The 26,962-nt window shown below is 63.3% G+C and carries 22 protein-coding genes; 19 read left to right on the forward strand and 3 right to left on the reverse strand.

Going from position 1 to position 26,962, the window contains the following annotated elements; genetic code table 11:
* Positions 1-68 precede the first annotated feature (68 nt).
* The 16 genes from mraZ to lpxC all read left to right on the forward strand — a co-directional run bounded on the left by mraZ (position 69) and on the right by lpxC (position 17,887).
* On the forward strand, positions 69-524 hold the full coding sequence (mraZ, locus tag NMB38_RS04220; protein WP_023534344.1) for a division/cell wall cluster transcriptional repressor MraZ: 456 nt from the start codon (positions 69-71) through the stop codon (positions 522-524).
* The gene (gene rsmH, locus NMB38_RS04225) at positions 521-1,468 is read left to right on the forward strand and encodes a 16S rRNA (cytosine(1402)-N(4))-methyltransferase RsmH (RefSeq protein WP_023534295.1); all 948 of its coding nucleotides are present in this window, start codon (positions 521-523) and stop codon (positions 1,466-1,468) included. The genes mraZ and rsmH overlap by 4 nt, the downstream gene beginning before the upstream one ends.
* A complete protein-coding gene (gene ftsL / locus NMB38_RS04230) occupies positions 1,465-1,758 on the forward strand; it encodes a cell division protein FtsL (protein ID WP_023534348.1) in 294 nt (97 codons plus the stop codon). Before rsmH ends, ftsL begins: the two co-directional genes overlap by 4 nt.
* Positions 1,758-3,506, forward strand: coding sequence for a peptidoglycan D,D-transpeptidase FtsI family protein (locus tag NMB38_RS04235; protein WP_161631443.1), 1,749 nt, complete (start codon positions 1,758-1,760; stop codon positions 3,504-3,506). The genes ftsL and NMB38_RS04235 overlap by 1 nt, the downstream gene beginning before the upstream one ends.
* The gene (locus NMB38_RS04240) at positions 3,503-4,993 is read left to right on the forward strand and encodes a UDP-N-acetylmuramoyl-L-alanyl-D-glutamate--2,6-diaminopimelate ligase (RefSeq protein WP_373456113.1); all 1,491 of its coding nucleotides are present in this window, start codon (positions 3,503-3,505) and stop codon (positions 4,991-4,993) included. Before NMB38_RS04235 ends, NMB38_RS04240 begins: the two co-directional genes overlap by 4 nt.
* Positions 4,986-6,353: a UDP-N-acetylmuramoyl-tripeptide--D-alanyl-D-alanine ligase gene (locus NMB38_RS04245; RefSeq protein WP_028687201.1), complete on the forward strand. Its 1,368-nt coding sequence runs from the start codon at positions 4,986-4,988 to the stop codon at positions 6,351-6,353. Before NMB38_RS04240 ends, NMB38_RS04245 begins: the two co-directional genes overlap by 8 nt.
* Positions 6,353-7,435 (forward strand): phospho-N-acetylmuramoyl-pentapeptide-transferase, encoded by a 1,083-nt coding sequence (mraY, locus tag NMB38_RS04250; protein ID WP_015271711.1) that lies wholly within the window; start codon positions 6,353-6,355, stop codon positions 7,433-7,435. The genes NMB38_RS04245 and mraY overlap by 1 nt, the downstream gene beginning before the upstream one ends.
* 6 nt (positions 7,436-7,441) lie before the next feature.
* Positions 7,442-8,788, forward strand: coding sequence for a UDP-N-acetylmuramoyl-L-alanine--D-glutamate ligase (murD, locus tag NMB38_RS04255; protein ID WP_059184114.1), 1,347 nt, complete (start codon positions 7,442-7,444; stop codon positions 8,786-8,788).
* Positions 8,785-9,999, forward strand: coding sequence for a putative lipid II flippase FtsW (gene ftsW, locus NMB38_RS04260; RefSeq protein ID WP_023534433.1), 1,215 nt, complete (start codon positions 8,785-8,787; stop codon positions 9,997-9,999). Before murD ends, ftsW begins: the two co-directional genes overlap by 4 nt.
* Positions 9,989-11,068, forward strand: a complete 1,080-nt coding sequence (murG, locus tag NMB38_RS04265) for an undecaprenyldiphospho-muramoylpentapeptide beta-N-acetylglucosaminyltransferase (protein WP_088522915.1) — start codon at positions 9,989-9,991, stop codon at positions 11,066-11,068. Before ftsW ends, murG begins: the two co-directional genes overlap by 11 nt.
* A 13-nt stretch (positions 11,069-11,081) precedes the next feature.
* On the forward strand, positions 11,082-12,509 hold the full coding sequence (murC, locus tag NMB38_RS04270; RefSeq protein WP_173645895.1) for a UDP-N-acetylmuramate--L-alanine ligase: 1,428 nt from the start codon (positions 11,082-11,084) through the stop codon (positions 12,507-12,509).
* Positions 12,506-13,462, forward strand: a complete 957-nt coding sequence (locus NMB38_RS04275; protein WP_027914482.1) for a D-alanine--D-alanine ligase — start codon at positions 12,506-12,508, stop codon at positions 13,460-13,462. Before murC ends, NMB38_RS04275 begins: the two co-directional genes overlap by 4 nt.
* Positions 13,463-13,467: 5 nt before the next feature.
* The gene (locus NMB38_RS04280; RefSeq protein WP_027914483.1) at positions 13,468-14,337 is read left to right on the forward strand and encodes a cell division protein FtsQ/DivIB; all 870 of its coding nucleotides are present in this window, start codon (positions 13,468-13,470) and stop codon (positions 14,335-14,337) included.
* 14 nt (positions 14,338-14,351) lie between these two features.
* Positions 14,352-15,611, forward strand: a complete 1,260-nt coding sequence (gene ftsA / locus NMB38_RS04285) for a cell division protein FtsA (protein WP_023534383.1) — start codon at positions 14,352-14,354, stop codon at positions 15,609-15,611.
* Positions 15,612-15,666: 55 nt separating this feature from the next.
* Complete coding sequence (ftsZ, locus tag NMB38_RS04290; RefSeq protein ID WP_012274054.1) at positions 15,667-16,863, forward strand: cell division protein FtsZ; 1,197 nt, start codon at positions 15,667-15,669, stop codon at positions 16,861-16,863.
* A 112-nt stretch (positions 16,864-16,975) separates the two neighbouring features.
* The gene (gene lpxC, locus NMB38_RS04295) at positions 16,976-17,887 is read left to right on the forward strand and encodes a UDP-3-O-acyl-N-acetylglucosamine deacetylase (RefSeq protein ID WP_023534425.1); all 912 of its coding nucleotides are present in this window, start codon (positions 16,976-16,978) and stop codon (positions 17,885-17,887) included.
* A 391-nt stretch (positions 17,888-18,278) separates the two neighbouring features.
* On the opposite strand, the gene NMB38_RS04300 is transcribed toward lpxC, so the two are convergent.
* Positions 18,279-18,734 carry a DUF721 domain-containing protein gene (locus tag NMB38_RS04300; protein WP_104925871.1) on the reverse strand — a complete coding sequence of 152 codons (456 nt, stop codon included), beginning with the start codon at positions 18,732-18,734 and terminating at the stop codon, positions 18,279-18,281.
* Positions 18,735-19,087: 353 nt separating this feature from the next.
* Between NMB38_RS04300 and secA the strand changes: the two genes are divergently transcribed.
* The 3 genes from secA (at position 19,088) to NMB38_RS04315 (ending at position 24,301) form a co-directional block, all read left to right on the forward strand.
* On the forward strand, positions 19,088-21,823 hold the full coding sequence (gene secA, locus NMB38_RS04305) for a preprotein translocase subunit SecA (RefSeq protein ID WP_023534287.1): 2,736 nt from the start codon (positions 19,088-19,090) through the stop codon (positions 21,821-21,823).
* Positions 21,824-22,032: 209 nt separating this feature from the next.
* Positions 22,033-23,250, forward strand: coding sequence for a bifunctional glutamate N-acetyltransferase/amino-acid acetyltransferase ArgJ (gene argJ / locus NMB38_RS04310; RefSeq protein WP_027914485.1), 1,218 nt, complete (start codon positions 22,033-22,035; stop codon positions 23,248-23,250).
* Between the two features lie 106 nt (positions 23,251-23,356).
* The gene (locus NMB38_RS04315; protein ID WP_027914486.1) at positions 23,357-24,301 is read left to right on the forward strand and encodes a Nudix family hydrolase; all 945 of its coding nucleotides are present in this window, start codon (positions 23,357-23,359) and stop codon (positions 24,299-24,301) included.
* A 29-nt stretch (positions 24,302-24,330) separates the two neighbouring features.
* Here the strand turns inward: NMB38_RS04315 and NMB38_RS04320 are convergent, their stop codons facing one another.
* Together NMB38_RS04320 and NMB38_RS04325 are read right to left on the reverse strand one after the other, a co-directional pair.
* Entirely contained in the window at positions 24,331-24,897 is a 567-nt protein-coding gene (locus tag NMB38_RS04320) for a cob(I)yrinic acid a,c-diamide adenosyltransferase (protein WP_027914487.1), read from the reverse strand.
* A gap of 1 nt (position 24,898) precedes the next feature.
* Positions 24,899-26,929 carry an ATP-binding protein gene (locus NMB38_RS04325; RefSeq protein WP_027914488.1) on the reverse strand — a complete coding sequence of 677 codons (2,031 nt, stop codon included), beginning with the start codon at positions 26,927-26,929 and terminating at the stop codon, positions 24,899-24,901.
* Between the last annotated feature and the right edge of the window lie 33 nt (positions 26,930-26,962).

Consider the following 26,962-nt stretch of genomic DNA (forward strand, 5'->3'; position numbering starts at 1 on the left):
AGTGGCAGAAAGTGGGATGAAGTGGGTTTTCTGACACAAAAAAGCTAATATTGTGGGGAATCGCAGCCGTGTTTCGCGGAGCCAATGCCGTCAGTCTCGATGCCAAGGGCCGTCTCGCCATGCCGAGCCGGTATCGTGACGAGCTCGATTCGCGTTGCAACGGGCAGCTGATCGTGACCATCGATGCTGTCGATCCCTGTTTGTGCGTCTACCCGCTCGATGAGTGGGAGCAAATTGAAGCCAAGTTGCGAGCCTTGCCGTCGCTTCGTGAGGAAAACCGCCGCCTGCAGCGCTTGCTGATCGGTAACGCGGTCGACCTTGAGCTTGATGGCAGTGGTCGCTTCCTGGTGCCGCCCCGCTTGCGTGAGTACGCCCGGCTGGACAAGAAGGCGATGCTGGTGGGGCAACTGAACAAATTCCAGCTGTGGGATGAGGAAGCCTGGAACACGGTTTCGGCAGCCGACCTCGCAGCTATCCAACAACCGGGCGCCATGCCCGACGAATTGCGTGACCTGATCCTGTGACCATAGATAGCGGCTTCAACCACATTACCGTCCTGCTCGACGAAGCTGTCGAGGCACTGGCCTTGCGCGCCGACGGTTGCTATCTGGACGGCACCTTTGGCCGTGGCGGACACAGTCGGTTGATTCTCAGCAGGCTCGGCCCACAAGGGCAGCTACTGGGCTTTGATAAAGATCCACAAGCGATTGCCACAGGGCAAGCGCTGGCGGCCGAAGACGGCCGCTTTGTCATTGTGCAGCGCAGCTTTGCCGAGCTGGGTGCAGAAGTGGCCGAACGCGGCCTGCACGGCAAGGTGAGCGGGATACTGATGGACCTGGGTGTGTCCTCACCTCAGCTCGACGACCCGGAACGTGGCTTTAGCTTTCTCAACGACGGGCCGCTGGACATGCGCATGAATCCCGATCAGGGCATCAGCGCCGCCGAATTCATTGCCACCGCGCCGGTCGAGGAAATCGCCCGCGTGTTCAAGGAGTATGGCGAGGAGCGCTTTGCCGGCCGTATGGCCCGTGCCGTCGTCGAGCGCCGTGAAAAGCAGCCGTTCACCCGCACCGGTGACCTTGCCGAGGTTCTCAAGGTAGCCAACCCTGCGTGGGAGAAGGGCAAGAACCCTGCCACCCGCGCGTTCCAGGGCCTGCGTATCCATGTCAACAACGAACTCGGTGACCTGGAAACCGGGCTGCAAGCGGCTATCGACGCGCTGGAGGTTGGCGGTCGCCTGGCCGTGATCAGCTTCCACTCGCTCGAAGACCGGATCGTCAAGCTGTTCATGCGCAAACTGGCCAAGGGCGAAGCTGACAACCTGCCGCGCAACCTGCCCGTGCAGCACAAGGTGTTCGAGCCCAAGATCAAGCTGATCGGTAAAGCCCAGTTCGCCTCCGATGCAGAGCTCAAGGCCAACCCCCGCTCACGCAGTGCGGTGATGCGTGTTGCGGAGAAATTGCGGTGAGCAAGTTGTTCGCCAAACCTCTGCCGGGCGGCAGCTTCCTCATGCTCATGCTGTTCGTCGGCGTGCTGGGCTCGGCCATTGCCGTGTCGTATAGCGCGCACTGGAACCGGCAATTGCTCAATACCCTGTACGGGGAGCTGAATGAGCGGGACAAGGCCCAGGCCGAATGGGGCCGGTTGATTCTGGAACAAAGCACCTGGACGGCGGCCAGCCGCATCGAAAACCTGGCCACCGAGCAGCTCAAGATGCGTGTGCCAGCCGCTGACGAAGTGCGGATGGTGGCGCCATGATGAAGCTCGAAGGCGCACTCTACCCCTGGCGGTTCCGCGTAGTCGTTGGCCTGCTGGCGCTGATGGTCGGCGCCATTTGCTGGCGCATCATCGACCTGCAGGTCGTCGACCGCGATTTCCTCAAGGGGCAGGGCGATGCGCGCAGCCTGCGTCACATTCCTATCCCTGCGCACCGTGGCTTGATCACAGACCGCAATGGCGAGCCACTGGCGGTCAGTACGCCGGTCACCACCCTGTGGGCCAACCCCAAGGAAATGCAGGCTTCGCGCGATCGGTGGCCGCAGTTGGCAACCGCCCTTGGGCAGAATCCACAGCAGCTCACCGAACGCCTGACCCAGCAGGCCAACAAGGAATTCATCTACCTGGTCCGCGGCCTGACGCCGGAGCAGGGGCAGCATGTGCTGGACCTGAAGGTGCCAGGCGTCTATGGGCTGGAAGAGTTCCGCCGCTTCTACCCCGCTGGTGACGTGACCGCCCACATGGTCGGTTTTACCGACCTGGATGATCACGGTCGCGAAGGTGTCGAGCTGGCCTATGACGAGTGGCTGGCCGGTGTGCCGGGCAAGCGGCAGGTGATCAAGGACCGGCGCGGTCGCCTGATCAAGGACATCCAGGTCACCAAGAACGCCAAGGCAGGGAAGACCTTGGCGTTGTCGATTGACCTGCGCCTTCAGTACCTGGCTACCCGCGAACTGCGTAACGCCATCGCCGAGCAGGACGCCAAGGCCGGTAGCCTGGTGATCATGGACGTCAAGACCGGTGAGGTTCTGGCGATGGTCAACCAGCCTACCTACAACCCTAACAACCGCCGCAGCATGTTCCCGGCGGCCATGCGCAACCGGGCCATCATCGACGTATTCGAGCCTGGTTCCACGGTCAAGCCCATCTCGATGAGTGCCGCACTGGAAAGTGGCCGCTGGAAGCCCACCGACAAGGTCGAGGTTTATCCGGGCAGCCTGCAGATCGGTCGCTACACCATCAAGGACGTGTCCCGAAGCGAAGGTCCGATCCTCGACCTGACCGGCATTCTGATCAACTCCAGTAACGTGGGCATGAGCAAGATCGCCTTCGATATCGGCGGCGAAGCCATCTACCGGGTCATGTCTCAGGTCGGGCTGGGTCAGTACACCGGCCTGGGTTTCCCGGGTGAGCGCGTCGGCAACCTGCCCAACCACCGGGAATGGCGCAAGGCCGAAACAGCCACGCTGTCGTACGGCTACGGCGTTTCGGTCACCGCCCTGCAGCTGGTGCACGCTTATGCAGCCTTGGCCAACGACGGCAAGATGGTGCCGCTGTCGATCCTCAAGGTGGACAAGGCGCCCGAGGCCGTCCAGGCGATTCCCAAGGACACCGCAGAGACCGTGCAGGGCATGCTCCAGCAAGTGATCGAGGCGCCGCGCGGCGTATTCCGTGCCCAGGTGCCGTTCTATCACGTGGCCGGCAAGTCCGGTACCGCGCGTAAAGCCACGGTGGGCTCCAAGGGCTACACCGAAAATGCCTATCGCTCGCTGTTCGCAGGTTTCGGTCCGATGAGCGATCCGCGTTATGCGATCGTCGTGGTGATCGACGAGCCCGGCAAAGGCGGGTACTTCGGCGGTCTGGTATCGGCACCTGTGTTCAGCAAGGTCATGTCCGGCACCCTTCGGTTGATGAACGTGCCGCCAGACAACCTGCCGCCCCCTGCGCCGGCAGCGCCGGCAAGCCAATCGCAAGTCAATGCAGCAGCTGCCAACGGAGGGCGTGGATAATGACAATGCCATTGAGCAAGCTCTTCGCCCATGCCAGCCGCGATCCGCTGATTCGTGAACTGACCCTCGACAGCCGCAACGTGCGCCCAGGCGACCTGTTCCTGGCGGTGCCTGGGGCCAAGGTCGACGGCCGCGAGCATATCGCCGACGCGCTGGCCCGTGGCGCTGCCGCCGTGGCTTACGAGGAACAGGGCGCCACGGTGCTGCCGCTGACCGATGTACCGCTGATTCCAGTCAAAGGCCTGATCGCCCAGCTGTCGGACATCGCCGGGCGCTTCTATGGCGAGCCCAGCCGCCAATTGAACCTGGTGGGCGTGACCGGCACCAACGGCAAGACCAGCGTTACCCAACTGGTGGCACAGGCGCTCGACCTGTTGGGCCAGCGTTGCGGCCTGGTGGGTACCCTGGGGACGGGTTTCTACGGCGAGCTGAAAAGCGGCCGCCTGACCACGCCTGACCCGATCGCCGTGCAGTCGACCCTGTATGACTTGAAAAAACAAGGCGCCAAGGCCGTGGCCATGGAAGTGTCCTCCCATGCCCTGGAACAGGGGCGTGTAGCGGCCCTGGCGTTCGACATCGCGGTGATGACCAACCTGTCCCGTGACCACCTCGACTACCACGGCAGCATGCAGGCCTACGAAGCGGCCAAGGCCAAGCTGTTTGCCTGGCCAAGCCTGCGCTGCCAGGTGGTCAATCTGGACGACGACTTCGGTCAACGCCTTGCTGACGCCTACGCTCGCAAGCCGATGGCCGATCGCATCGATACCCGGCTGATCAGCTACAGCCTGGAGCACCCCGACGCCTCGCTGTATTGCCCCGAGGCCACGTTCGACGACGATGGCGTCTGCGCCACCCTCGTCACCGCCCAGGGCGAGCGCACGTTGCGCACGCAGCTGCTGGGTCGCTTCAACCTGAGCAACGTATTGGCGGCCGTGGCGACCTTGCTGGCATTGGATTACGCGCTGGACGAGATCCTCAAGGTCATGCCGCAGCTGCACGGCCCTGTTGGCCGCATGCAACGCCTGGGCGGCGGCGAAAAGCCCCTGGTGGTGGTCGATTACGCGCACACGCCCGATGCCCTGGAAAAAGTGCTCCAGGCCCTGCGCCCTCATGCCCACGGGCAACTGCTGTGCCTGTTCGGCTGTGGCGGCGACCGTGACCGGGGCAAGCGCCCGCTGATGGCAGAAGTGGCCGAGCGCCTGGCCGACCGGGTGCTGGTGACCGACGACAACCCGCGGACCGAAGACCCGATGCGCATATTCGACGATATTCGTCCCGGCTTTACGGCGCCGACCGAGGTGGCGTTCGTGCCCGGTCGCGGCGAGGCCATCGCCCAGCTGATCGCCGGTGCCCGCGCCGCCGACGTCATCGTGCTGGCCGGCAAGGGACATGAGGATTATCAGGAAATCAACGCGCAGCGGCATGCGTTTTCCGATTTGACCGAGGCCGAAAAGGCACTCGCAGCCTGGGAGGCCCCCAATGCTTGAGGCGATGACGCTCAGCCAGGTGAGCTCCACCTTGCACGGCCGCCTGACCGGCGCCGATGCTCGCTTCGATGGCGTCAGCATCGACAGCCGTAGCGTCGTGCCGGGGCAGCTCTTCGTTGCCCTGACCGGCCCGCGCTTCGACGGCCATGACTACCTGGCAGACGTCAAGGCCAAGGGCGCCGTGGCGGCGCTGGTAGAGCGCGAAGTGCAAGGCGTCGACCTGCCGCAATTGGTGGTCGCCGATTGCCGCCTGGCCCTTGGCCAGCTTGGAGCACTCAACCGGGCCGCCTTCGACAAGCCCGTGGTGGCCATTACCGGGTCCAGCGGCAAGACCACAGTCAAGGAAATGCTCGCCAGCATTTTGCGCACGCGCGGCCTGGTGCATGCCACACGAGGCAACCTGAACAATGACCTGGGCGCGCCCCTGACCTTGTTGGAAATTGCCCCCGAGCATAGCGCCGCCGTCATCGAGCTGGGCGCCTCGCGCATCGGCGAGATTCGCTACACCGTGGGCCTGACCCAGCCTCAGGTGGTGATCATCAATAATGCCGGCACCGCGCACGTGGGTGAATTCGGCGGCCCGGACAAGATCGTCGAGGCCAAGGGCGAAATCCTCGAAGGGCTGGGTGAGGGCGGTACAGCCATTCTCAACCTGGCCGACAAGGCCTTCGACACCTGGCGCACGCGTGCTGGCGATCACCGGGTCGTGAGCTTTGCGCTCGACGATCCCCGTGCCGATTTCCATGCCAGTGGCATTGGCCGTGATCCCCGCGGTTGCCCGTCCTTCACCCTGCACGGGGCCGGCGAGCAGGTGCAGGTGCAACTCAACGTGCTGGGCGTGCACAACGTCAGCAACGCCCTGGCCGCCGCCGCCGCTGCCCATTCCGTGGGCATCAGCCTGCAGGGTATTGCCGCAGGCCTGGCTGCGGTTCAGCCGGTCAAGGGCCGCACCGTGGCGCAGGTCACCCCGCGCGGTGCTCGTGTGATCGATGACAGTTACAACGCAAATCCCACCTCCATGTGTGCCGCCATTGATATACTCGCCGGCTTTTCCGGACGCACCGTCCTGGTGCTTGGAGAAATCGGCGAGCTGGGTCAGTGGGCGCAGGAAGGTCACCGTCAGGTGGGTGACTACGCACGCGGCAAGGTCGACGCCTTGTATGCGGTGGGTGCCAACATGGCGCACGCCGTCGAGGCGTTCGGGACCCATGGCCACCATTACGCTACGCAGGCCGCGCTGATCGAAGCAGTCAGTGCCGAAAATGCCAGCGATACCACTATCTTGATCAAGGGCTCGCGCAGCGCTGCGATGGAAAACGTCGTGGCTGCACTGTGCGGTGCCAGCGGGGAGAAACATTAATGCTGCTGCTGTTGGCCGAGTATCTGCAACAGTTCCACAAAGGCTTCGCGGTCTTCCAGTACCTCTCCCTGCGCGGGATTCTCGGGGTGCTTACCGCGTTGTCGCTGGCGCTGTGGCTGGGGCCGTGGATGATCCGTACGCTGCAAATTCGCCAGATCGGCCAGGCCGTGCGCAATGACGGGCCGCAGTCGCACCTGTCCAAGTCCGGTACGCCGACCATGGGCGGGGCGTTGATCCTGTCTGCCATCGCCGTCAGTACTTTGCTGTGGGCCGACCTGACCAACCGATATGTCTGGGTGGTGCTGATCGTCACCCTGGCCTTCGGTGCCATCGGCTGGGTCGACGACTACCGCAAGGTCATCGAGAAGAACTCCCGTGGCCTGCCAAGTCGCTGGAAGTACTTCTGGCAGTCGGTGTTCGGCCTGGCTGCGGCGGTGTTCCTCTACAAGACCGCCCCGACCAGTGTCGAGACCACCCTGATACTGCCGTTCATCAAGGACGTCACCATTCCCCTGGGCATCGGTTTCGTGGTGCTGACCTATTTCGTCATCGTCGGCTCCAGCAACGCCGTGAACCTGACCGATGGCCTGGATGGCCTAGCCATCATGCCGACCGTGATGGTCGGCGGGGCGCTGGGCATCTTCTGCTACCTGTCGGGCAACGTGAAGTTCGCCGAGTACCTGTTGATCCCGTACGTGCCCGGCTCCGGTGAGCTGATCGTGTTCTGCGGCGCACTGATCGGTGCTGGCCTCGGCTTTCTGTGGTTCAACACCTACCCGGCACAAGTGTTCATGGGCGATGTGGGGGCATTGGCGCTGGGCGCGGCGCTGGGCACCATCGCCGTGATCGTGCGCCAGGAGATCGTGCTGTTCATCATGGGCGGCGTGTTCGTGATGGAAACCCTGTCCGTGGTCATCCAGGTCGCTTCGTTCAAGCTGACCGGCAAGCGCGTGTTCCGCATGGCGCCGATTCACCACCACTTTGAACTCAAGGGCTGGCCAGAGCCACGCGTGATCGTCCGATTCTGGATCATCACCGTGATCCTGGTGCTGATTGGCCTTGCCACCCTGAAACTGAGGTAGATGCGCGTGTCACTGATCGCTTCCGACCAATTCCGCATCGTTGTCGGCCTCGGCAAGAGCGGCATGTCCCTGGTTCGCTTCCTGGCGAGCCGGGGCATCGCCTTTGCGGTCGCCGATACCCGCGAGCAACCGCCGGAACTGGAAACCCTGCGCCGTGACTACCCGCAGGTGGAAGTACGCTGTGGCGAGCTTGACGTGGACTTCCTGTGCCGCGCCAGCGAGCTGTACGTCAGCCCAGGCCTGGCCTTGGCTACGCCGGCGCTGCAACAAGCCGCTGCCCGTGGGGTCAAGCTGTCCGGCGACATCGAACTGTTCGCGCGCAACGCCAAGGCACCCATCATCGCCATCAGTGGATCGAATGCCAAAAGCACCGTCACCACCCTGGTCGGCGAAATGGCCGCCAGGGCGGGCAAGCGCGTGGCGGTCGGCGGCAACCTTGGCACACCGGCCCTCGACCTGTTGGCCGATGACGTGGAGCTGTACGTAATGGAGCTGTCCAGCTTCCAGCTGGAAACCACCGACCAGCTCAATGCCGAAGTCGCCACGGTGCTGAACATCAGCGAAGACCACATGGACCGCTACAGTGGCCTGCCGGCCTACCACCTGGCCAAGCACCGCATCTTCCGTGGTGCGCGGCAGGTGGTGGTCAATCGCCAGGACGCGCTCAGCCGTCCCCTGCCGGTCGAAGGCCGTCCCTGCTGGACCTTTGGCCTGGGCGAGCCCGACTTCAAGGCGTTCGGCCTGCGCGAGGTGGACGGCGAGAAATACCTGGCCTTCGCGTTCCAAACCCTGATGCCGGTTCGCGACCTCAAGGTGCGCGGCGCCCATAACCAAAGCAATGCGCTGGCCGCACTGGCCCTGGGCCATGCTGCGGGCCTGCCCTTCGAGCCGATGCTGCAGGCGCTGCGTGAATTCACGGGGCTCGCTCACCGCTGCCAGTGGGTACGTGAGCGCAACGGCGTGAACTGGTATGACGACTCCAAGGCCACCAACGTTGGCGCCGCACTGGCAGCCATCGAAGGCCTGGGTGCCGATACAGCAGGCAAGCTGGTGCTGATTGTCGGAGGCGACGGCAAGGGCGCCGATTTTGCCGCGTTGCGCGAACCGGTCCGGCGCTACTGCCGCGCCGTGGTGTTGCTGGGCCGTGATGCCGAACGCCTGGGCCAGGCCCTGGGTGATGCTGCGCCGCTGTTGCGGGTGGCCTCCCTGGACGACGCCGTTCAGCGCTGCGCCGAGCTGGCACAGCCCGGTGATGCCGTTCTGCTGTCGCCAGCCTGCGCCAGCCTCGACATGTTCAAGAACTTCGAAGAACGCGGGCGCCTGTTTGCCCAGGCAGCGGGAGCACTGGCATGATCTTCGGCATCCTCAAGCCCTATCCGTCGCCGCTGATCAGCGGCCGTGGCATCGACCTGGACTTCCCCCTGCTGGCCGGTTGCCTGGCGCTGCTGGGCCTGGGCCTGGTGATGATCACTTCCGCCTCCTCGGAAGTGGCCGCCGTTCAGTCCGGCAACCCGCTTTACCACATGTACCGGCACCTGGTTTACGTTTTCCTCGGGCTGGTCGCCTGTGGCGCGACCATGATGGTGCCAATTGCCACCTGGCAGCGCATGGGCTTCATGATGCTCCTGGGGGCCTTCGGCCTGTTGGTCATGGTGCTGGTGCCCGGGATCGGGCGCGAGGTCAACGGCTCGATGCGCTGGATCGGCTTCAGCTTCTTCAACGTCCAGCCGTCTGAAATCGCCAAGGTATTCGTGGTCATCTACCTTGCCGGCTACCTGGTACGCCGTCAGACCGAGGTGCGGGAAAGCTGGATGGGCTTTTTCAAGCCGTTCATCGTGCTGCTGCCCATGGCTGGCCTGCTGCTGATGGAGCCGGACTTCGGCGCCACCGTGGTGATGATGGGGGCGGCGGCTGCCATGCTGTTCCTGGGTGGGGTGGGGCTGTTCCGATTCAGCCTGATGGTGGTGCTGGCGGTTGTCGCGGTGTTCGTGCTGGTGCAGGCGCAGCCCTATCGAATGGCGCGACTGATCACCTTCACCGACCCCTGGTCCGATCAGTTCGGCTCCGGCTACCAGTTGACTCAGGCCCTGATCGCATTCGGGCGTGGCGAGTGGCTTGGCGTGGGCCTGGGCAACAGCGTGCAGAAGCAGTTCTACCTGCCTGAAGCGCACACCGACTTCGTGTTCTCGGTGCTGGCCGAAGAGCTGGGTGTGGTGGGCTCGCTGGTCACCATCGCGCTGTTCGTCTTCGTCACTGTCCGTGCGCTGTACATCGGGCTCTGGGCCGAAAAAGCCAAACAGTTCTTCGCCGCGTACATGGCCTTCGGGCTGGCCTTCCTGTGGATTGGTCAGTTCCTGATCAACATTGGCGTGAACGTCGGTTTGCTGCCGACCAAAGGCCTGACCCTGCCGTTCCTCAGCTATGGCGGCAGCTCGCTGGTCATCTGTTGCGCGTGTGTGGGGCTGCTGCTGCGCATCGAATGGGAAAGCCGTACCCACCTGGGCAGCGAGGAGCACGAATTCAGCGAAAGCGATTTTGCCGAGGAGCCTGCCCATGGCCGCTGAAGGCAAGAACGTATTGATCATGGCTGGCGGAACCGGCGGTCACGTGTTCCCGGCGCTGGCCTGCGCGCGCGAGTTCCAGGCGCGTGGCTATACCGTGCACTGGCTGGGTACCCCGCGAGGTATCGAGAATGAATTGGTGCCCCAGGCCGGCCTTGCCCTGCATCAGATTCAGGTCACCGGCCTGCGTGGCAAGGGCAAGCTGTCGCTGCTCAAGGCCCCATTGACCCTGGTCAAGGCCGTGCTGCAGGCCCGGCGCATCATCCGCGCGCTCAAGCCTGCCTGTGTGCTGGGCTTCGGCGGGTACGTCACAGGCCCCGGCGGCGTGGCAGCGCGCCTTTGCGGGGTGCCGCTGATCATTCATGAGCAAAATGCCCGCGCTGGCACCGCCAACCGTTTGCTGGTGCCTCTGGCTGCACGGGTGTGCGAAGCCTTCCCCGACACCTTCCAGGCCAGTGAAAAGCGCCGCACCACAGGCAATCCGGTGCGTGCGGAACTGTTCATGGATGCCGAGCGCCCTGCGCTTGGCCAGCGCCAACCGCACCTGCTGGTACTCGGCGGTAGCCTGGGCGCGGAACCCTTGAATACTTTGTTGCCTAAGGCGCTGTCCGAAGTGCCCGAAGCCGTGCGCCCCAAGGTGTTCCACCAGGCGGGCAAGCAACATGCGTCGATCACCGCCGAGCGATACCGCGAAGCGGGTGTCCAGGCGCAGGTCGAGCCCTTCATCAAGGACATGGCCCAAGCCTATGGCTGGGCCGACCTGGTGGTCTGCCGTGCCGGGGCCCTCACCGTCAGCGAGCTGGCGGCAGCGGGCCTGCCCTCGATGCTGGTGCCCTTGCCCCATGCGATCGACGACCACCAGACCCATAACGCCCATTATCTGGCCCGCGAAGGCGCTGCCTTCCTGATGCCACAAGCGACAACTGGCGCAGCGCAGCTCGCTGAACGCCTGAACGAGGTGCTGATGCAACCCGAGAAACTGACTGTCATGGCCGGTACCGCAAGACGCCTGGCCAAACCTGCTGCAACCAGCACCGTCGTCGATATCTGCCTGGAGGTGGCCCGTGGTTGAGAGCCAGAAAGCCATGCCCCAGCCCAAGATGGGCCGTATTCGCCGTATCCACTTCGTGGGTATCGGCGGTGTCGGCATGTGCGGTATCGCCGAGGTGCTGCTGAACCTGGGCTACGAGGTTTCCGGTTCGGACCTCAAGGTCTCGCCTGTGACCGAGCGCCTGGAGTCGTTCGGCGCGCAGATCTTCGTCGGCCATCGTGCAGAGAACGCTGCGACCGCTGACGTGCTCGTGGTGTCGAGCGCCATCAACCCGGCCAACCCTGAAGTGGCAACCGCCCTGGAACGCCGCATTCCGGTGGTGCCACGCGCCGAGATGCTGGCCGAACTCATGCGCTACCGCCATGGCGTGGCCGTGGCCGGGACCCACGGCAAGACCACCACCACCAGCCTGCTGGCCTCGGTATTCGCCGCCGGTGGGCTGGACCCCACGTTCGTCATCGGTGGCCGTTTGACCGCAGCGGGCACCAATGCCCAGCTGGGCACCAGCCGTTACCTGATCGCCGAAGCCGATGAAAGCGACGCCAGCTTCCTGCACTTGCAACCGATGGTCGCCGTGGTCACCAACATCGACGCCGACCACATGGCCACCTACGAAGGGGACTTCAACAAACTGAAGAAGACCTTCGTCGAGTTCCTGCACAACCTGCCGTTCTACGGCCTGGCGGTGATGTGCCTGGATGACCCGGTGGTGCGCGAGATCCTGCCCCAGGTCAAGCGCCCGACGGTCACCTACGGCTTCAGCGAAGAAGCCGATATCCGCGCCATCAACGTCCGCCAGCAAGGCATGCAGACGCATTTCACCGTCTTGCGCCGCGACTGCGAGCCGCTGGAAGTCTCGGTGAACATGCCCGGCAACCACAACGTGCTCAATGCACTGGCGACCATTGCCATCGCCACTGACGAAGGCATTCCCGACGAAGCCATTCTCCAGGGGCTCTCCGGGTTTCAGGGCGTCGGCCGTCGGTTCCAGGTGTACGGTGAGCTGCCCGTGGAAGGCGGCAGCGTGATGCTGGTGGATGATTACGGTCATCACCCCACTGAAGTGGCCGCGGTGATCAAGGCCGTGCGTGGCGGCTGGCCAAGCCGCCGCCTGGTGATCGTCTACCAGCCGCACCGCTACAGCCGCACCCGCGACCTGTACGACGACTTCGTCCAGGTGCTCGGTGACGCCAACGTGCTGCTGCTGATGGAAGTCTACCCGGCTGGCGAAGAGCCGATCCCCGGGGCCGATAGCCGCCAGCTGTGCCACAGCATTCGCCAGCGCGGCAAGCTGGACCCGATCTACATCGAGCGCGGCGCCGAGCTGGCGCCGTTGGTTCAGCCGTTGCTGCGTGCCGGCGACATCCTGATCTGCCAAGGTGCCGGCGATGTCGGTGGCCTGGCTCCGCAATTGATGAAAAGCCCGCTGTTTGCCGGCGCCGTGCAGGAGACGTCTAAATGACCAGCGCCTACGACCTATTGCCCAGCACCTTGGACGTCAAGGCGTTCGGCCGCGTCGCCGTGCTCTATGGGGGCAAGAGCGCCGAGCGGGAAGTCTCGCTCAAGTCCGGCGCCGCCGTGATAGGTGCGCTCACCGAAGCCGGCGTGGACGTCGTCGCCATCGACGTGGGCGATGACCTGCTTGCGCGTCTGCAAAGCGAAAAAATCGACCGTGCCTTCATCATCCTGCACGGCCGCGGCGGCGAAGACGGCAGCATGCAGGGGTTGCTCGAGTGCCTGGGCATTCCCTACACCGGTAGCGGCATCCTGGCTTCGGCCTTGGCGATGGACAAGCTGCGCACCAAGCAGGTGTGGCAGAGCCTGGGCATTCCTACCCCGCGGCATGCGGTATTGGCCAGCGAAAGCGATTGTTTGCGTGCCAGTACGGAACTGGGCTTCCCGCTTATCGTCAAACCTGCCCATGAAGGCTCCAGCATCGGCATGGCCAAGGTGAACAGCGAGCAAGAACTGGTTGCCGCCTGGCGAGATGCCGCCAACTACGATTCTCAGGTACTCGTGGAACAGTGGATTCACGGCCCGGAGTTCACCATTGCGGTGTTGCGCGGGCAGGTACTGCCGCCGATTGCCCTGGGAACCCCCCACGTGTTCTACGACTACGACGCCAAATACATCGCCAACGATACCCAGTACCGCATTCCCTGTGGGCTCGATAGCGCCAAGGAGCAGGAACTGATCGATCTGACCGCTCGCGCTTGCGATGCCATCGGCATCGAAGGCTGGGGGCGGCTGGACGTGATGCAGGACGAGCAGGGCCGGTTCTGGCTGCTCGAAGTCAACACCGCACCAGGCATGACTGATCATAGCCTGGTGCCCATGGCGGCCCGCGCGGCCGGCTTGGACTTCCAGCAACTGGTGCTGGCGATCCTGGCCGAAAGCGTGGCGACGCGAGGTTAATCATCATGCAGGGCGCAATGGTACGTCAGCAGCAACCCGTTACCGGCCGCAGCAAGCCGGTGCCGCGTGGTGCCAGCCGGCTGGTGGCCGACGAGCCCGTATCGGCGCGCCTGCCGCGTCCAAGCCTGGGCGGCCTCAAGCGCCTGCTGTGGCCGGTGTTGCTGGTAGCCGCAGGCTTCGGCGCCTACGAGGGGGCCATACGGCTCATGCCGTATGCCGACCGGCCGATCACCAAGATCGACGTGCAGGGCGACCTGACCTACATCAGCCAGCAGTCGGTGCAGCAGCGTATCGCCCCCTATGTGGCCGCAAGCTTCTTCACCGTCGACCTGCCGGCGATGCGCAAGGAGCTTGAGCAGATGCCCTGGATCGCCCATGCCGAAGTGCGCCGGGTATGGCCGGACGAAGTGGTGATTCGCCTCGAGGAACAACTGCCGGTGGCACGCTGGGGTGACGCGGCCTTGCTCAATAACCAGGGCCAGGCCTTCACACCGCGCGAACTGGCCAACTACGAGCACCTGCCACAATTGGCCGGCCCCCAGCGGGCCCAGCAGCAGGTCATGCAGCAGTATCAGATATTGAGCCAGATGCTGCGCCCCCTGGGCTTCTCCATTGCGCGCCTGGAGTTGCGCGAGCGAGGCAGCTGGTTCCTGACCACGGGCGCGAGCAGCGCAGGGCCTGGTATCGAGCTGCTGCTGGGGCGCGACCATCTGGTCGAGAAGATGCGCCGTTTCATTGCCATTTACGACAAGACGCTTAAAGAGCAGATCGCCAACATCGCCCGCATCGATCTGCGATATGCCAACGGGCTTGCCGTTGGCTGGCGGGAACCGATTGCACCGACGACGGCCCAACCCGCCGTTGCGAAGAATTAGAGAGAGGCAGGACCATGGCAAACGCGCATAGCGGCAAAATGATCGTCGGGCTGGACATCGGCACTTCCAAGGTAGTGGCCTTGGTAGGTGAGGTGGGCGAAGACGGCACGCTGGAAATCGTCGGGATCGGCACACACCCGTCCCGCGGCCTGAAAAAAGGCGTGGTGGTGAACATCGAGTCCACCGTGCAATCGATCCAGCGCGCCGTTGAAGAAGCTCAGCTGATGGCGGGCTGCCGCATCCACTCGGCCTTCGTGGGCGTTGCAGGCAATCACATCCGCAGCCTGAACTCCCATGGCATCGTCGCCATTCGCGATCGCGAAGTCAGCCTGGCCGACCTTGAGCGTGTGCTCGATGCCGCCCAGGCGGTGGCCATTCCGGCGGACCAGCGGGTGCTTCACACCCTGCCGCAGGACTACGTGATCGATAACCAGGAAGGCGTGCGCGAACCGCTCGGCATGTCGGGCGTGCGCCTGGAGGCCAAGGTTCACGTGGTGACCTGCGCCGTCAATGCCGCCCAGAACATCGAGAAATGCGTGCGCCGCTGCGGCCTCGAAATCGACGACATCATTCTCGAGCAACTGGCATCGGCCTATTCGGTACTGACCGACGACGAGAAAGAGCTGGGCGTGTGCCTGGTCGACATCGGCGGCGGCACCACCGACATCGCGATTTTCACCGAAGGCGCCATTCGCCACACCGCCGTCATTCCGATTGCCGGCGACCAGGTGACCAATGACATTGCCATGGCCCTGCGTACGCCCACACAGTATGCCGAGGAAATCAAGATCCGTTATGCCTGCGCCTTGGCCAAGCTGGCAGGTGCAGGTGAAACCATCAAGGTGCCAAGCGTTGGCGACCGTCCTCCGCGCGAACTGTCGCGCCAGGCATTGGCCGAAGTGGTCGAGCCGCGCTACGACGAACTCTTCACCCTGATCCAGGCTGAACTTCGCCGCAGCGGCTACGAGGACCTGGTGCCTGCTGGCATCGTCCTGACCGGTGGCACCGCCAAGATGGAAGGCGCGGTCGAGCTGGCCGAGGAAATTTTCCACATGCCGGTACGCCTGGGCGTGCCGCACAGCGTGCGCGGCCTGAGCGACGTGGTACGCAACCCGATTTATTCCACCGGTGTGGGCTTGCTTACCTACGGGCTGCACAAGCAGACCGAAGACCTGCCCTTGACCGGCAACAGCAGCAGCAACAACAGCTATGGCGATGAACCGAAGGCCCCGGTGCTTGAGCGCTTCAAGCGGTGGGTACAAGGCAACTTCTAAGTTTCAAAGCAGTAGTGGTAGGCGCGACAACTAGAGAACTGTAAGGAGAGGGAAAATGTTCGAGCTCGTAGACAACGTCCCGCAAAGCCCGGTCATCAAGGTGATCGGCGTAGGTGGTGGTGGTGGTAACGCCGTCAATCACATGGTCAAGAGCAGCATCGAAGGCGTGGAGTTCATCTGCGCCAACACCGATGCTCAGGCGCTCAAGAACATTGGTGCGCGCACCATCCTGCAATTGGGCACTGGCGTGACCAAGGGCCTGGGTGCTGGCGCCAATCCGGAAGTCGGTCGTCAGGCCGCGCTGGAAGACCGTGAGCGCATCGCCGAAGTGCTGCAAGGCACCAACATGGTGTTCATCACCACCGGCATGGGCGGCGGTACCGGTACCGGTGCAGCGCCGATCATCGCCGAAGTGGCCAAGGAAATGGGCATCCTCACCGTGGCAGTGGTGACCCGTCCGTTCCCGTTCGAGGGCCGCAAGCGCATGCAGATCGCCGATGAAGGCATCCGCATGCTGGCCGAAAGCGTCGACTCGCTGATCACCATCCCCAACGAGAAACTGCTGACCATCCTGGGCAAGGACGCAAGCCTGTTGTCCGCGTTCGCCAAGGCCGATGACGTGTTGGCCGGTGCCGTTCGCGGTATCTCCGACATCATCAAGCGCCCGGGCATGATCAACGTCGACTTCGCCGACGTGCGCACCGTGATGGGTGAGATGGGCATGGCCATGATGGGCACCGGCTGCGCCAGTGGCCCGAACCGTGCTCGCGAGGCGACCGAGGCTGCGATCCGCAACCCGCTGCTCGAGGACGTCAACCTGCAGGGCGCCCGTGGCATCCTGGTCAACATCACCGCAGGTCCGGACCTGTCCCTGGGTGAATACTCCGACGTGGGTAGCATCATCGAAGCGTTCGCCTCGGACCATGCCATGGTCAAGGTCGGTACCGTGATCGACCCAGACATGCGCGACGAACTGCATGTCACCGTCGTGGCCACCGGCTTGGGTGCGCGTATCGAGAAGCCGGTCAAGGTGGTGGACAACACTCTGCAGACTGCCCAGCAGGCCTACGAGGCGTCCAACCCTGCCCCTGCGCGTCAGGAGCAGCCAGCCGTCAACTACCGTGATCTGGAGCGCCCGACCGTCATGCGCAATCAGGCGCACGCGGGTGCGGCAGCGGCGGCTAAGCTGAACCCTCAGGATGACCTGGATTATCTGGATATTCCGGCCTTCCTGCGTCGTCAGGCTGATTAATGAAATTTATCAGGGCTATGAAGGTGATTGGTATTCATCAAAGGTTGGGTCTGGTATTATCGCCAGCCTTTGTTGATAACTGTTCGCAATTTGCGCTGAAGCGGCCAATGCCATGATTAAACAACGCACCCTGAAGAATACCATCCGTGCCACAGGTGTCGGTCTGCACTCTGGGGAGAAGGTCTACCTGACCCTCAAGCCTGCACCTGTTGACACCGGCATCGTCTTCCGCCGCGCCGACCTCGACCCTGTGGTCGAGATCCCGGCGCGTGCGGCCAATGTCGGCGAGACAACCATGTCCACGACGCTGGTCAACGGTGACGTCAAGGTCGATACGGTCGAGCATCTGCTCTCCGCCATGGCGGGCCTGGGCATCGATAACGCCTACGTCGAGCTCTCCGCCTCGGAAGTACCGATCATGGATGGCAGCGCCGGACCTTTCGTATTCCTGATACAGTCTGCCGGCCTGGAAGAACAGGACGCAGCCAAGAAGTTCATCCGCATCCTGCGTGAGGTAACGGTGCAAGAGGGCGACAAGCGCGCCACCTTCCTGCCTTTCGAGGGGTTCAAGGTGAGCTTCGAGATCGACTTCGATCACCCGGTGCTTCGCAACCGGACCCAGAGCGCAAGCGTCGACTTCTCCAGCACCTCGTTCGTGAAGGAAGTCAGCCGCGCCCGCACCTTTGGCTTCATGCGTGACATCGAATACCTGCGCAAGCACAACCTTGCGCTGGGCGGCAGTGTAGAAAACGCCATCGTGGTCGATGAGGAAGGCGTGTTGAACGAAGACGGTCTTCGCTACGAAGACGAGTTCGTCAAACACAAGATTCTCGACGCCATTGGCGACCTGTACTTGCTGGGCAACAGCCTGATTGGCGAGTTCAAGGGCTTCAAGTCCGGTCACGCGCTGAACAACCAGCTGTTGCGCAAGCTGATTGCCGAAACCGATGCCTGGGAAGTGGTCACTTTCGAAGATGCCAGCACGGCGCCGATCTCGTATATGCGTCCTGTCGCGGCTGTGTAAGCTCGAACACTCTCTAGTTCATTGAGGCCACCTTCGGGTGGCCTTTTTTATGGCTTGCTTATGGGCAGAGACACCCATCAATCCATCCAGATGGCCCGAGCCGACCGTGTAAGTCGGGGCAGCGTCGGACTGTATCCTGCGGCGCCGAGGCGGCAAAGGCATCGACTCAGACTTCGATGGTGGATGCGATCCATCGGCTTGGCCCTGGGGCTGCCCTTGCGCGCGGCTCTTTCATCCTCGATATGATCCAGGCGCGCATGCACCTGTGAGTATTGGCGGCCATCCAAACCCGGCGCCGCCGAGGATGGCTCGCACCATCAGGCTGAACAGCGCAGTCTGTAACGCCTTCAAAATCTTGGTTGCTGCCGCCCGAAGCCCCCTGGCAAATCGGTCAGTCCTTGGCCTGCGCATGCGCCGCCAGGCGCTCAAGTGCGGCCCGCAATTTCGCGTCAGTGATGCCTTCGGCCGTCTGCAGCAGGCTCTCGGCCGCGCTGTTGGACAACTCGGTCGCATGCCCGCCGCGTTTGGCGGGTACCAAGGGTGGTTGCACCTTGAAAAGAATACGCCTGAGGTTGCCGAACGCATCGGTTGCCTGCAACGCCGCCATCAGGCGCTTTTGCTGGTAACGCAGGCGCGTGGCCCAGTGCCCATCGGTTACCACAAGCAGTAAGGTACCGTCACGCCATGACGCCACGTGGCAGTGCTCGCGTGCAGCCGGCTGCAACTGGCCTTCGACCAGGCGTTGCAGGTGCTCCAGGCGCTCGGCCTGGTTGAGCAGCAGGCGCAGCGGGCGAACCTGGCGCAGCAACGCCGAGGGCGGCTGGGCGGGGGAGGGTTTGTAGGCCATGGGTATACGCATGAGGTTACAAGTAGGGCAGTCTAACACTTCAGCGTCTGTCCCGATCACCCGGCGGTTGAGCCCACTGGCCAAGCGCTGCGCCTGACGCTACCGGGGCCAGGCCCTGCAAGGCAGCGCGCACAGGCGAGTCTTGAACGCTTTCATCTTTCCAGGTCTTGAACTCAGGGGAAATGCCCCTATCTAAGACACGCCCCTGTAAAAGCGCTGTGCCAGCATCGTGGAATCCACCACTTTCATCACCATCGTTTCCGGGTAGAATGCTCGTTCGCATGCGGCCTTAGGGCTGCACGGGCGACTCATGGGGCCGCCCTCCATCCCTACGTGTGGAAGATCCTGCCAATATGTTTGCGCCTTTGTTAAAGAAACTTTTTGGAAGCAAGAACGAGCGTGAAGTCAAACGCATGCTCAAGACGGTGAGTATCGTCAATGCCTTCGAAGAGAAGATGGTGGCCCTCTCCGACGAGCAGCTGCGTGGCAAGACTGCCGAGTTCAAGGAGCGTTTGGCCAAAGGCGAAACACTGGACCAACTGCTGCCCGAAGCCTTCGCCGTCGCCCGTGAGGCTGGCAAGCGCGTAATGGGCATGCGTCACTTCGACGTTCAGCTCATTGGCGGCATGACCCTGCACGAGGGCATGATCGCGGAAATGCGCACCGGTGAAGGCAAGACCCTGGTCGGTACCTTGGCCGTCTACCTCAATGCATTGTCCGGCAAGGGCGTGCACGTGGTCACCGTCAACGACTACCTCGCCCGTCGTGACGCCAACTGGATGCGCCCGCTGTACGAGTTCCTCGGCCTGTCGGTCGGTATCGTCTCGGCCTTCCAGCCGCCGGAAGAAAAGCGCGCAGCCTACGCTGCCGACATCACTTACGGTACCAACAACGAATTCGGTTTCGACTACCTGCGCGACAACATGGCGTTCAGCCAGGACGAGAAGTTCCAGCGTGAGCTGAACTTCGCAGTGATCGACGAAGTGGACTCGATCCTCATCGACGAAGCCCGTACGCCGTTGATCATTTCCGGCCAGGCCGAGGACAGCTCCAAGCTGTACATCGAGATCAACCGCCTGATCCCGCGCCTGACCCAGCACATCGAGGAAGTCGAAGGCCAGGTTACCCAGGAAGGCCACTTCACCATCGACGAGAAGACCCGCCAGGTCGAGCTCAACGAAGCCGGTCACCAGTTCATCGAAGAAATGTTGACCCAGGTCGGCCTGCTGGCCGAGGGCGAGAGCTTGTACTCGGCGCACAACCTGGGCCTGCTGACCCACGTCTATGCCGGTCTGCGCGCGCACAAGCTGTTCCACCGCAACGTCGAGTACATCGTGCAGGACGGCCAGGTGCTGCTGATCGACGAGCACACCGGGCGTACCATGCCGGGTCGTCGTCTGTCCGAAGGCCTGCACCAGGCCATCGAGGCCAAGGAAAACCTCAACATTCAGGCCGAGAGCCAGACCCTGGCTTCCACCACGTTCCAGAACTACTTCCGTCTGTACTCGAAACTGTCGGGCATGACCGGCACCGCCGATACCGAGGCCTTCGAGTTCGCCCAGATCTACGCCCTGAACGTGATGGTCATTCCGCCGAACAAGCCCCTGGCGCGCAAGGACCACAACGACCTGGTGTACCTGACCGCCGAAGAGAAGTACGCCGCGATCATCGCCGACATCAAGGAAACCTTGAAGCAAGGCCGGCCGGTGCTGGTGGGTACGGCCACCATCGAAACCTCCGAGCACATGTCCAACCTGCTGCACAAGGAAGGCATCGAGCACAAGGTTCTGAACGCCAAGTACCACGAGAAGGAAGCCGAGATCATTGCCCAGGCCGGTGCGCCAGGCGCGCTGACCATTGCCACCAACATGGCCGGTCGCGGTACCGACATCCTGTTGGGCGGCAACTGGGAAGCTGAAGTGGCCGCACTGGAAAACCCAACGGCCGAGCAGATCGCGCACATCAAGGCCGACTGGCAGAAGCGTCACCAGCAGGTGATCGAGTCCGGTGGCCTGCACGTCATCGCCTCCGAGCGTCACGAATCGCGTCGTATCGACAACCAGCTGCGCGGTCGTTCCGGTCGCCAGGGTGACCCGGGTTCCAGCCGCTTCTACCTCTCGCTCGAAGACAGCCTGATGCGCATCTTCGCCTCTGACCGGGTGAAGAACTTCATGAAGGCGCTGGGCATGCAGTCGGGCGAAGCCATCGAACACCGCATGGTCACCAACGCCATCGAAAAGGCCCAGCGCAAGGTCGAAGGCCGCAACTTCGATATCCGCAAGCAGTTGCTCGAATACGACGACGTGGCCAACGAGCAGCGCAAGGTCATCTACCACATGCGCAACAGCCTGCTGGCCGCAGAGAACGTGGGCGACACCATCGCCGAATTCCGCAAGGAAGTACTCGACGCCACCATCAGCCAGCACATCCCGCCGCAATCGCTGCCTGAGCAGTGGGACGTGGCCGGCCTGGAAGCCTCGCTGTCCAGTGACTTCGCCATGAAGTTGCCGATCCAGCAGTGGCTCGACGAAGACGACCACCTCTACGAAGAGACCCTGCGCGAGAAGCTGCTGCACGAAATCACCACGGCCTACACCGAGAAAGAAGACCAGGCCGGGATGGAAGCACTGCGCACCTTCGAGAAGCAGATCCTGCTGCGTGTGCTGGACGACCTGTGGAAGGACCACCTGTCGACCATGGACCACCTGCGTCATGGTATCCACCTGCGCGGCTACGCCCAGAAGAACCCGAAGCAGGAGTACAAGCGCGAGTCGTTCACCCTGTTCCAGGAACTGCTCGAGTCGATCAAGCGCGATGCCATCCGTGTGCTCTCGCACGTTCAGGTTCGCCGCGAAGACCCTGCCGAGGAAGAAGCACGCCTGCGCCGCGACGCCGAAGAGTTGGCCAGCCGCATGCAGTTCGAACACGCGCCCGCACCTGGTCTTGAAAGCGAGCAGTTGGCCGAGGAGGGCGCTGAGGTAGCCGTGGCTGCCGAGCCTGTGCGCAACGAGCAGAAACTGGGTCGCAACGAGCCGTGCTGGTGTGGTTCGGGCAAGAAATTCAAGCACTGCCACGGCCAGATCGAGTGATCTGACCGCAAGGCCGTCACAGGGCGCACGGCGCCGTGCTGGCTGCTCACTGCCAAGGGGCTACTGCGCAGCCCATCGCCGACACGCCAGCGCCGCCCTGAGCTGCGTCGATTCAAGCCATGCGGTATGCCCGGTTCGCCCGGGCTTGCCAAAGATGGGCCGCACAGCGGCCCTTTTTTTCACCACACGTATTTTCTAGGAGCGCTCCAATGGCTGTTGGTCTTGGTCCTTTGCCTACGCTGCACCCCGTCCCGGGTTTCGAACTCGGTATTGCCTCCGCCGGCATCAAGCGCCCGGGGCGCAAGGATGTGGTGGTCATGCGCTGCGCCGAGGGTTCGAGTGTGGCCGGTGTGTTCACCCTCAATGCCTTCTGCGCCGCCCCCGTGATCCTGGCCAAGCAGCGGGTGCAGGGTACCGTACGCTACCTGCTGACCAACACGGGCAATGCCAACGCCGGCACGGGCGCCCCCGGCTTGGAAGCGGCGCAGCGGACCTGCGCGAAACTCGCCGAGCTTGCTGGTGTGTCCGCCGAGTCGGTTTTACCGTTCTCCACCGGTGTGATCGGTGAGCCACTGCCGGTGGAAAAGATCGAAGGTGCCTTGCAAGCTGCCCTGGACAACCTGTCGGAAAACAACTGGGCTGAAGCGGCCACCGGCATCATGACCACCGACACCTTGCCCAAGGGCGCGAGCCGTCAGTTCCAGCACGACGGCGTGACCGTGACCGTGACCGGTATCAGCAAGGGCGCGGGCATGATCCGCCCGAACATGGCGACCATGCTGGGCTACATCGCCACCGACGCCAAGGTCGCGCCAGGCGTGCTCAAGGACCTGATGCTGGACGGGGCCAACAAATCGTTCAACCGCATCACCATCGACGGTGATACCTCGACCAACGACTGCTGCATGCTGATCGCCACCGGCCAGGCCGACCTGCCGGAAGTCACCCAAGCCAGCGGAGCCCTGTTCGAAGCTTTGAAAAAGGCTGTGTTCGAGGTCTGCATGGAGGTGGCACAGGCCATTGTCCGTGACGGTGAGGGGGCGACCAAGTTCGTGACCGTGCAGGTCAACGGCGGTGGCAACCCTCAGGAATGCCTGGACGTCGGCTACGCCGTGGCGCATTCGCCGCTGATCAAGACCGCACTGTTCGCCTCCGATCCCAACTGGGGCCGCATCCTCGCAGCGGTTGGGCGTGCCGGCGTGCCCGCGCTGGATGTGAGCCTGATCGATGTCTACCTGGATGAGGTGTGCATTGCCAGCCAGGGCGGTCGTAGCCCGAGCTATACCGAAGACCAGGGCGCCCGGGTGATGGCCCAGGAAGAAATCACCATCCGTATCGACCTTGGCCGTGGCCAGTGCAGTGAAACCATCTGGACCACCGACCTCTCTCACGAATACGTGAAAATCAACGCCGAGTACCGCACCTGATGCAGCCGGGGCCGCTCGCGGTCCCGATGTTTCAATGCCAAGGGAGCAGAACCATGAGCTTTATGCCAACCCCATTGCCCACAGCTGGCGTGACGGAGTGTGACCGATGAAACGGGTTCACGTCGTTGCAGCCGTGATTCGGGGCATGGACGGGCGGATACTCATCGCCCGCCGCGCCGACACCCAACACCAGGGCGGCCTCTGGGAGTTTCCGGGAGGCAAGGTGGAGCCCGGTGAAAGCGTCGAGGCCGCGCTGGCGCGTGAGCTCGACGAGGAGCTGGGCATCCAGGTAACGCGCTCGCGGCCCTTGATCAAGGTCAGTCACGACTACCCCGACAAACACGTACTGCTCGAGGTGCGCGAGGTCGAGGCCTTCAACGGTGAACCCCATGGCGCCGAGGGGCAACCGCTGGCCTGGGTCGCGCCCCGTGAGCTGCCGGACCATGCGTTTCCCGAGGCCAACAAGCCCATCGTCAACGCTGCCCGGCTGCCGGATCAATACCTGATCACACCCGACGGCCTGGACGTGCCTGACATGCTCAAGGGTATCCAGAAGGCCGTGGCCAGTGGCATCCGGCTGATCCAGTTGCGTGCACCGGACATGTACGACCCCAAGTACCGCGATGTGGCGGTTGATGCGGTGGGGTTATGCGCGGGCAAGGCCCAGCTCATGCTCAAGGGGCCTCTGGAGTGGTTAGGCGACTTCCCGTCGGCAGGCTGGCACCTGACGGCAGCGCAGTTGCGCAAGTATGCCGACAAGGGCAGGCCGTTCCCGGTCCAGCGCTGGCTTGCCGCCTCCTGCCACACTGCCGAGGAGCTTGCCCTGGCCCAGCAGATGGGGGTCGACTTCGTCACCCTGTCGCCGGTCCAGCGTACCGAAAGTCACCCAGAGGCCGCGCCGCTTGGCTGGGAACAGGCCCAGCACCTGATTGCCGGGTTCGACCAACCGGTGTACCTGCTCGGTGGCATGGGCCCAGCGGACCGCGAACAGGCCTGGCTAGCCGGGGCGCAGGGCGTTGCGGGTATCAGGGCGTTCTGGCCGACCCTCTGACGCCGGACCGGTGCGGCAAGCGCTTGGCGTCAGCCTTGAGGTTTTTCGGCCGGCTGCCACAGGACCTCGGCAATGCCTTGCCGCCTGCCGATGATACGGGCGGCAACGAACAGCAGGTCCGATAGGCGGTTGATGTACGCCAGGCCGACACCCTCCAGCGGCTCTACGGTATTGAGGTGCTGGCAGCGTCGCTCGGCGCTGCGTGCCAGGCTGCGGCACACGTGTGCTTGGGCGACCAGGGCCGACCCGCTGGGCAGGATGAAATTCTTCAGTGGGCCCAGTTCGTCATTCCACTCATCGATGGCCGCCTCCAGCCGCTCCACCTCTGCCGTGGTCAGGGCCTGGTAACTGGGCATGGCCAGCTCCCCGCCCAGGTCGAACAGGCGGTGCTGGCAGGGCGCCAGAACGCGGCTGACTTCGTCCAGACCTTGTTCATCCAGGCCGGCCAGCAACAGGCCAAGCTGGCTGTTGAGGCTGTCCACTTCGCCGATGGCTTCGATGCGTGGATGATCCTTGGGTACACGCCGGCCATCGCCCAGGCCGGTTTCACCTGTGTCGCCAGTGCGGGTATAGATTTTGGACAAGCGGTAGCCCATGTCATTGCTCCGTGGTGACCGGCAGCGGCGGATGCGGCTGGCCGAGGGGCAGGCGCAGGGTGAAACAGGTCCCCTGCCCAGGCGTGGAATGCACCTCCATCTGCCCCTTGTGGTTATTGGTGATGATGAAGTACGACACCGAAAGCCCAAGACCGGTGCCCTGGCCGATTTCCTTGGTCGTGAAGAAGGGCTCGAAGGTGCGCTTGCGCACGGCTTCGGGCATGCCCACGCCATTGTCCTCCACTTGGATTTCTGCCCAGGGCGGCGCAAGCCGTGTGCGCAAGATGATACGGCCTGGCTCGCAAGGTGCCGGGCGCTGGTGAATGGCCTGGGCGGCGTTCTTGAGCAGGTTGAGCAATACCTGCTCCAGTTCGTTGGCGGTGCAGGGCACAGGCCCCAGCGCCGGGTCGAACTGGCGCACGATGGCCTGGCCTTTGAAGTCGAAACCAATGGCCAGGTCGAAGTCGTTGCCTGCTATGTCCACCGCCTGGTCAATCAAGGCAGGGAGGTCGCAGGGCGCCAGTTCGCGCGTGCTGCGACGGCTGAAACTGAGCATGTGGGTGACGATCTTGGCGGCCCTGGCACCCGCTTGCTGGATGCCATCGAGCAACTGAGGCACTTCGCGGCTTTGCAGGTAGGCGTTGACCGTGGTCAGGTCGATGCCCAGCGCGTGGGCTTGCTCAAGATTGCGCGGCAGATCAGGTGACAGGCGGCGGCGGATATTCTGCACGTTATGCAGGATGGCCCCGAGCGGGTTGTTGATTTCGTGGGCCATGCCGGCCGCCAGGCCACCGACCGAGAGCATCTTTTCCGACTGCACCATCATTTCTTCGAGCGACAGACGTTGGGTGATGTCATCGATCCGGATCACCACGCCCCGGCCTCCACCGCCGGTGAGTGGGTAGAAGGTCAATGCGTAATGCCGCGGCTCATCATCCTTGTGCCAGGTAACACGCTCGATTTTCGCCACCCGGTGCCGCTCCACCGTGTCCTTCAACTGTGGCAAGAAGGGTTTTAGCGGTGCGAAGGCGATGAACACCGGTTGGTTGAGCGCCTCGTTGAGGGTCGTGCCGGATAACGCCGTTGCCTCTTGGTTCCACTGGGTCACGTACAGCTGCTCGTCCAAGGCGATCAGGGCCGACGGCATGGAGTCGATGATGCTGTTCAGGTAGTTCTGAAAGCCTGTGAGCTTTTTCTCGATCTTGCTGCGCACCTGCACTTCGAGCTCGAGCTTGCGGTTTGTATGACGCGTTTGCTCGGCAAGCCCCTGGGCCTGGTCGTAGGCACTCTGGAACTCGTCCCGGGCACGCTTGAGCTGGTGCTCCCGGGCCTCGATGCGCGAGAGCATCGTATTGAAGGCATTGGCCAGGCTACCGATCTCGTCGTCGTTGCCGCGTCGGGCTCGCAGCGCGTAGCTCTCCTCACGGGTGACCTGGCGGCTGAGCTCTTCGAGCTGGTTGATCGGCTGCGTGATCAGGCGTTTGATCTGCCGGGCGATGAAGAGCCACAACAGCACGCTGAACACCAGAATGGCCAGGCTCGCGCTGAGCGTGCCGGTGTAGAAGGCGGTGGGCAGCTCGCTGCTGGCTACCAGTAGCAAATGCCCCGGCGGGCTACCGGCCCGTGGCAGGCGAATCAGCTGCGTGCTGCGAAACTCCATGAATCGCCAGCCTTCTATGTTGCGAAACCGCTTGGGCAGTGTGAGGGGGGCGCCATGCTGCAATTGGGCGAGCATGCGCCCGTCGCTGCCATACAAGGCGGCGGCGCGCAGCGGCGCATAGCTGTCCAGTTCATCGAGCAGCGCCTGGGCCGAGGTGGGGTCGTCTGCCGCGCGGGTCGACAGCTCAGGGTTGGAGACCAGCCGGCCGATGGTCTGGAGCGCTTGCGGTGCCATGCTTTCCTGGGTGATCCAGTAGGCGGCGCTGATGAAGGTCAGGTTCGCCACCAGCAGAATGGTCACCAGCAAGACCAGCAAAGCTGCCAGCAGCTTCTGCCCGACGGGGAGGTTCTCCAGGCGTTGACGCAGCGTCATGGGCAAGGCGATGTCCGTGTGGGTTCAAGGGCC

This window comes from Pseudomonas sp. FBCC-B35 (genome assembly GCF_059133755.1).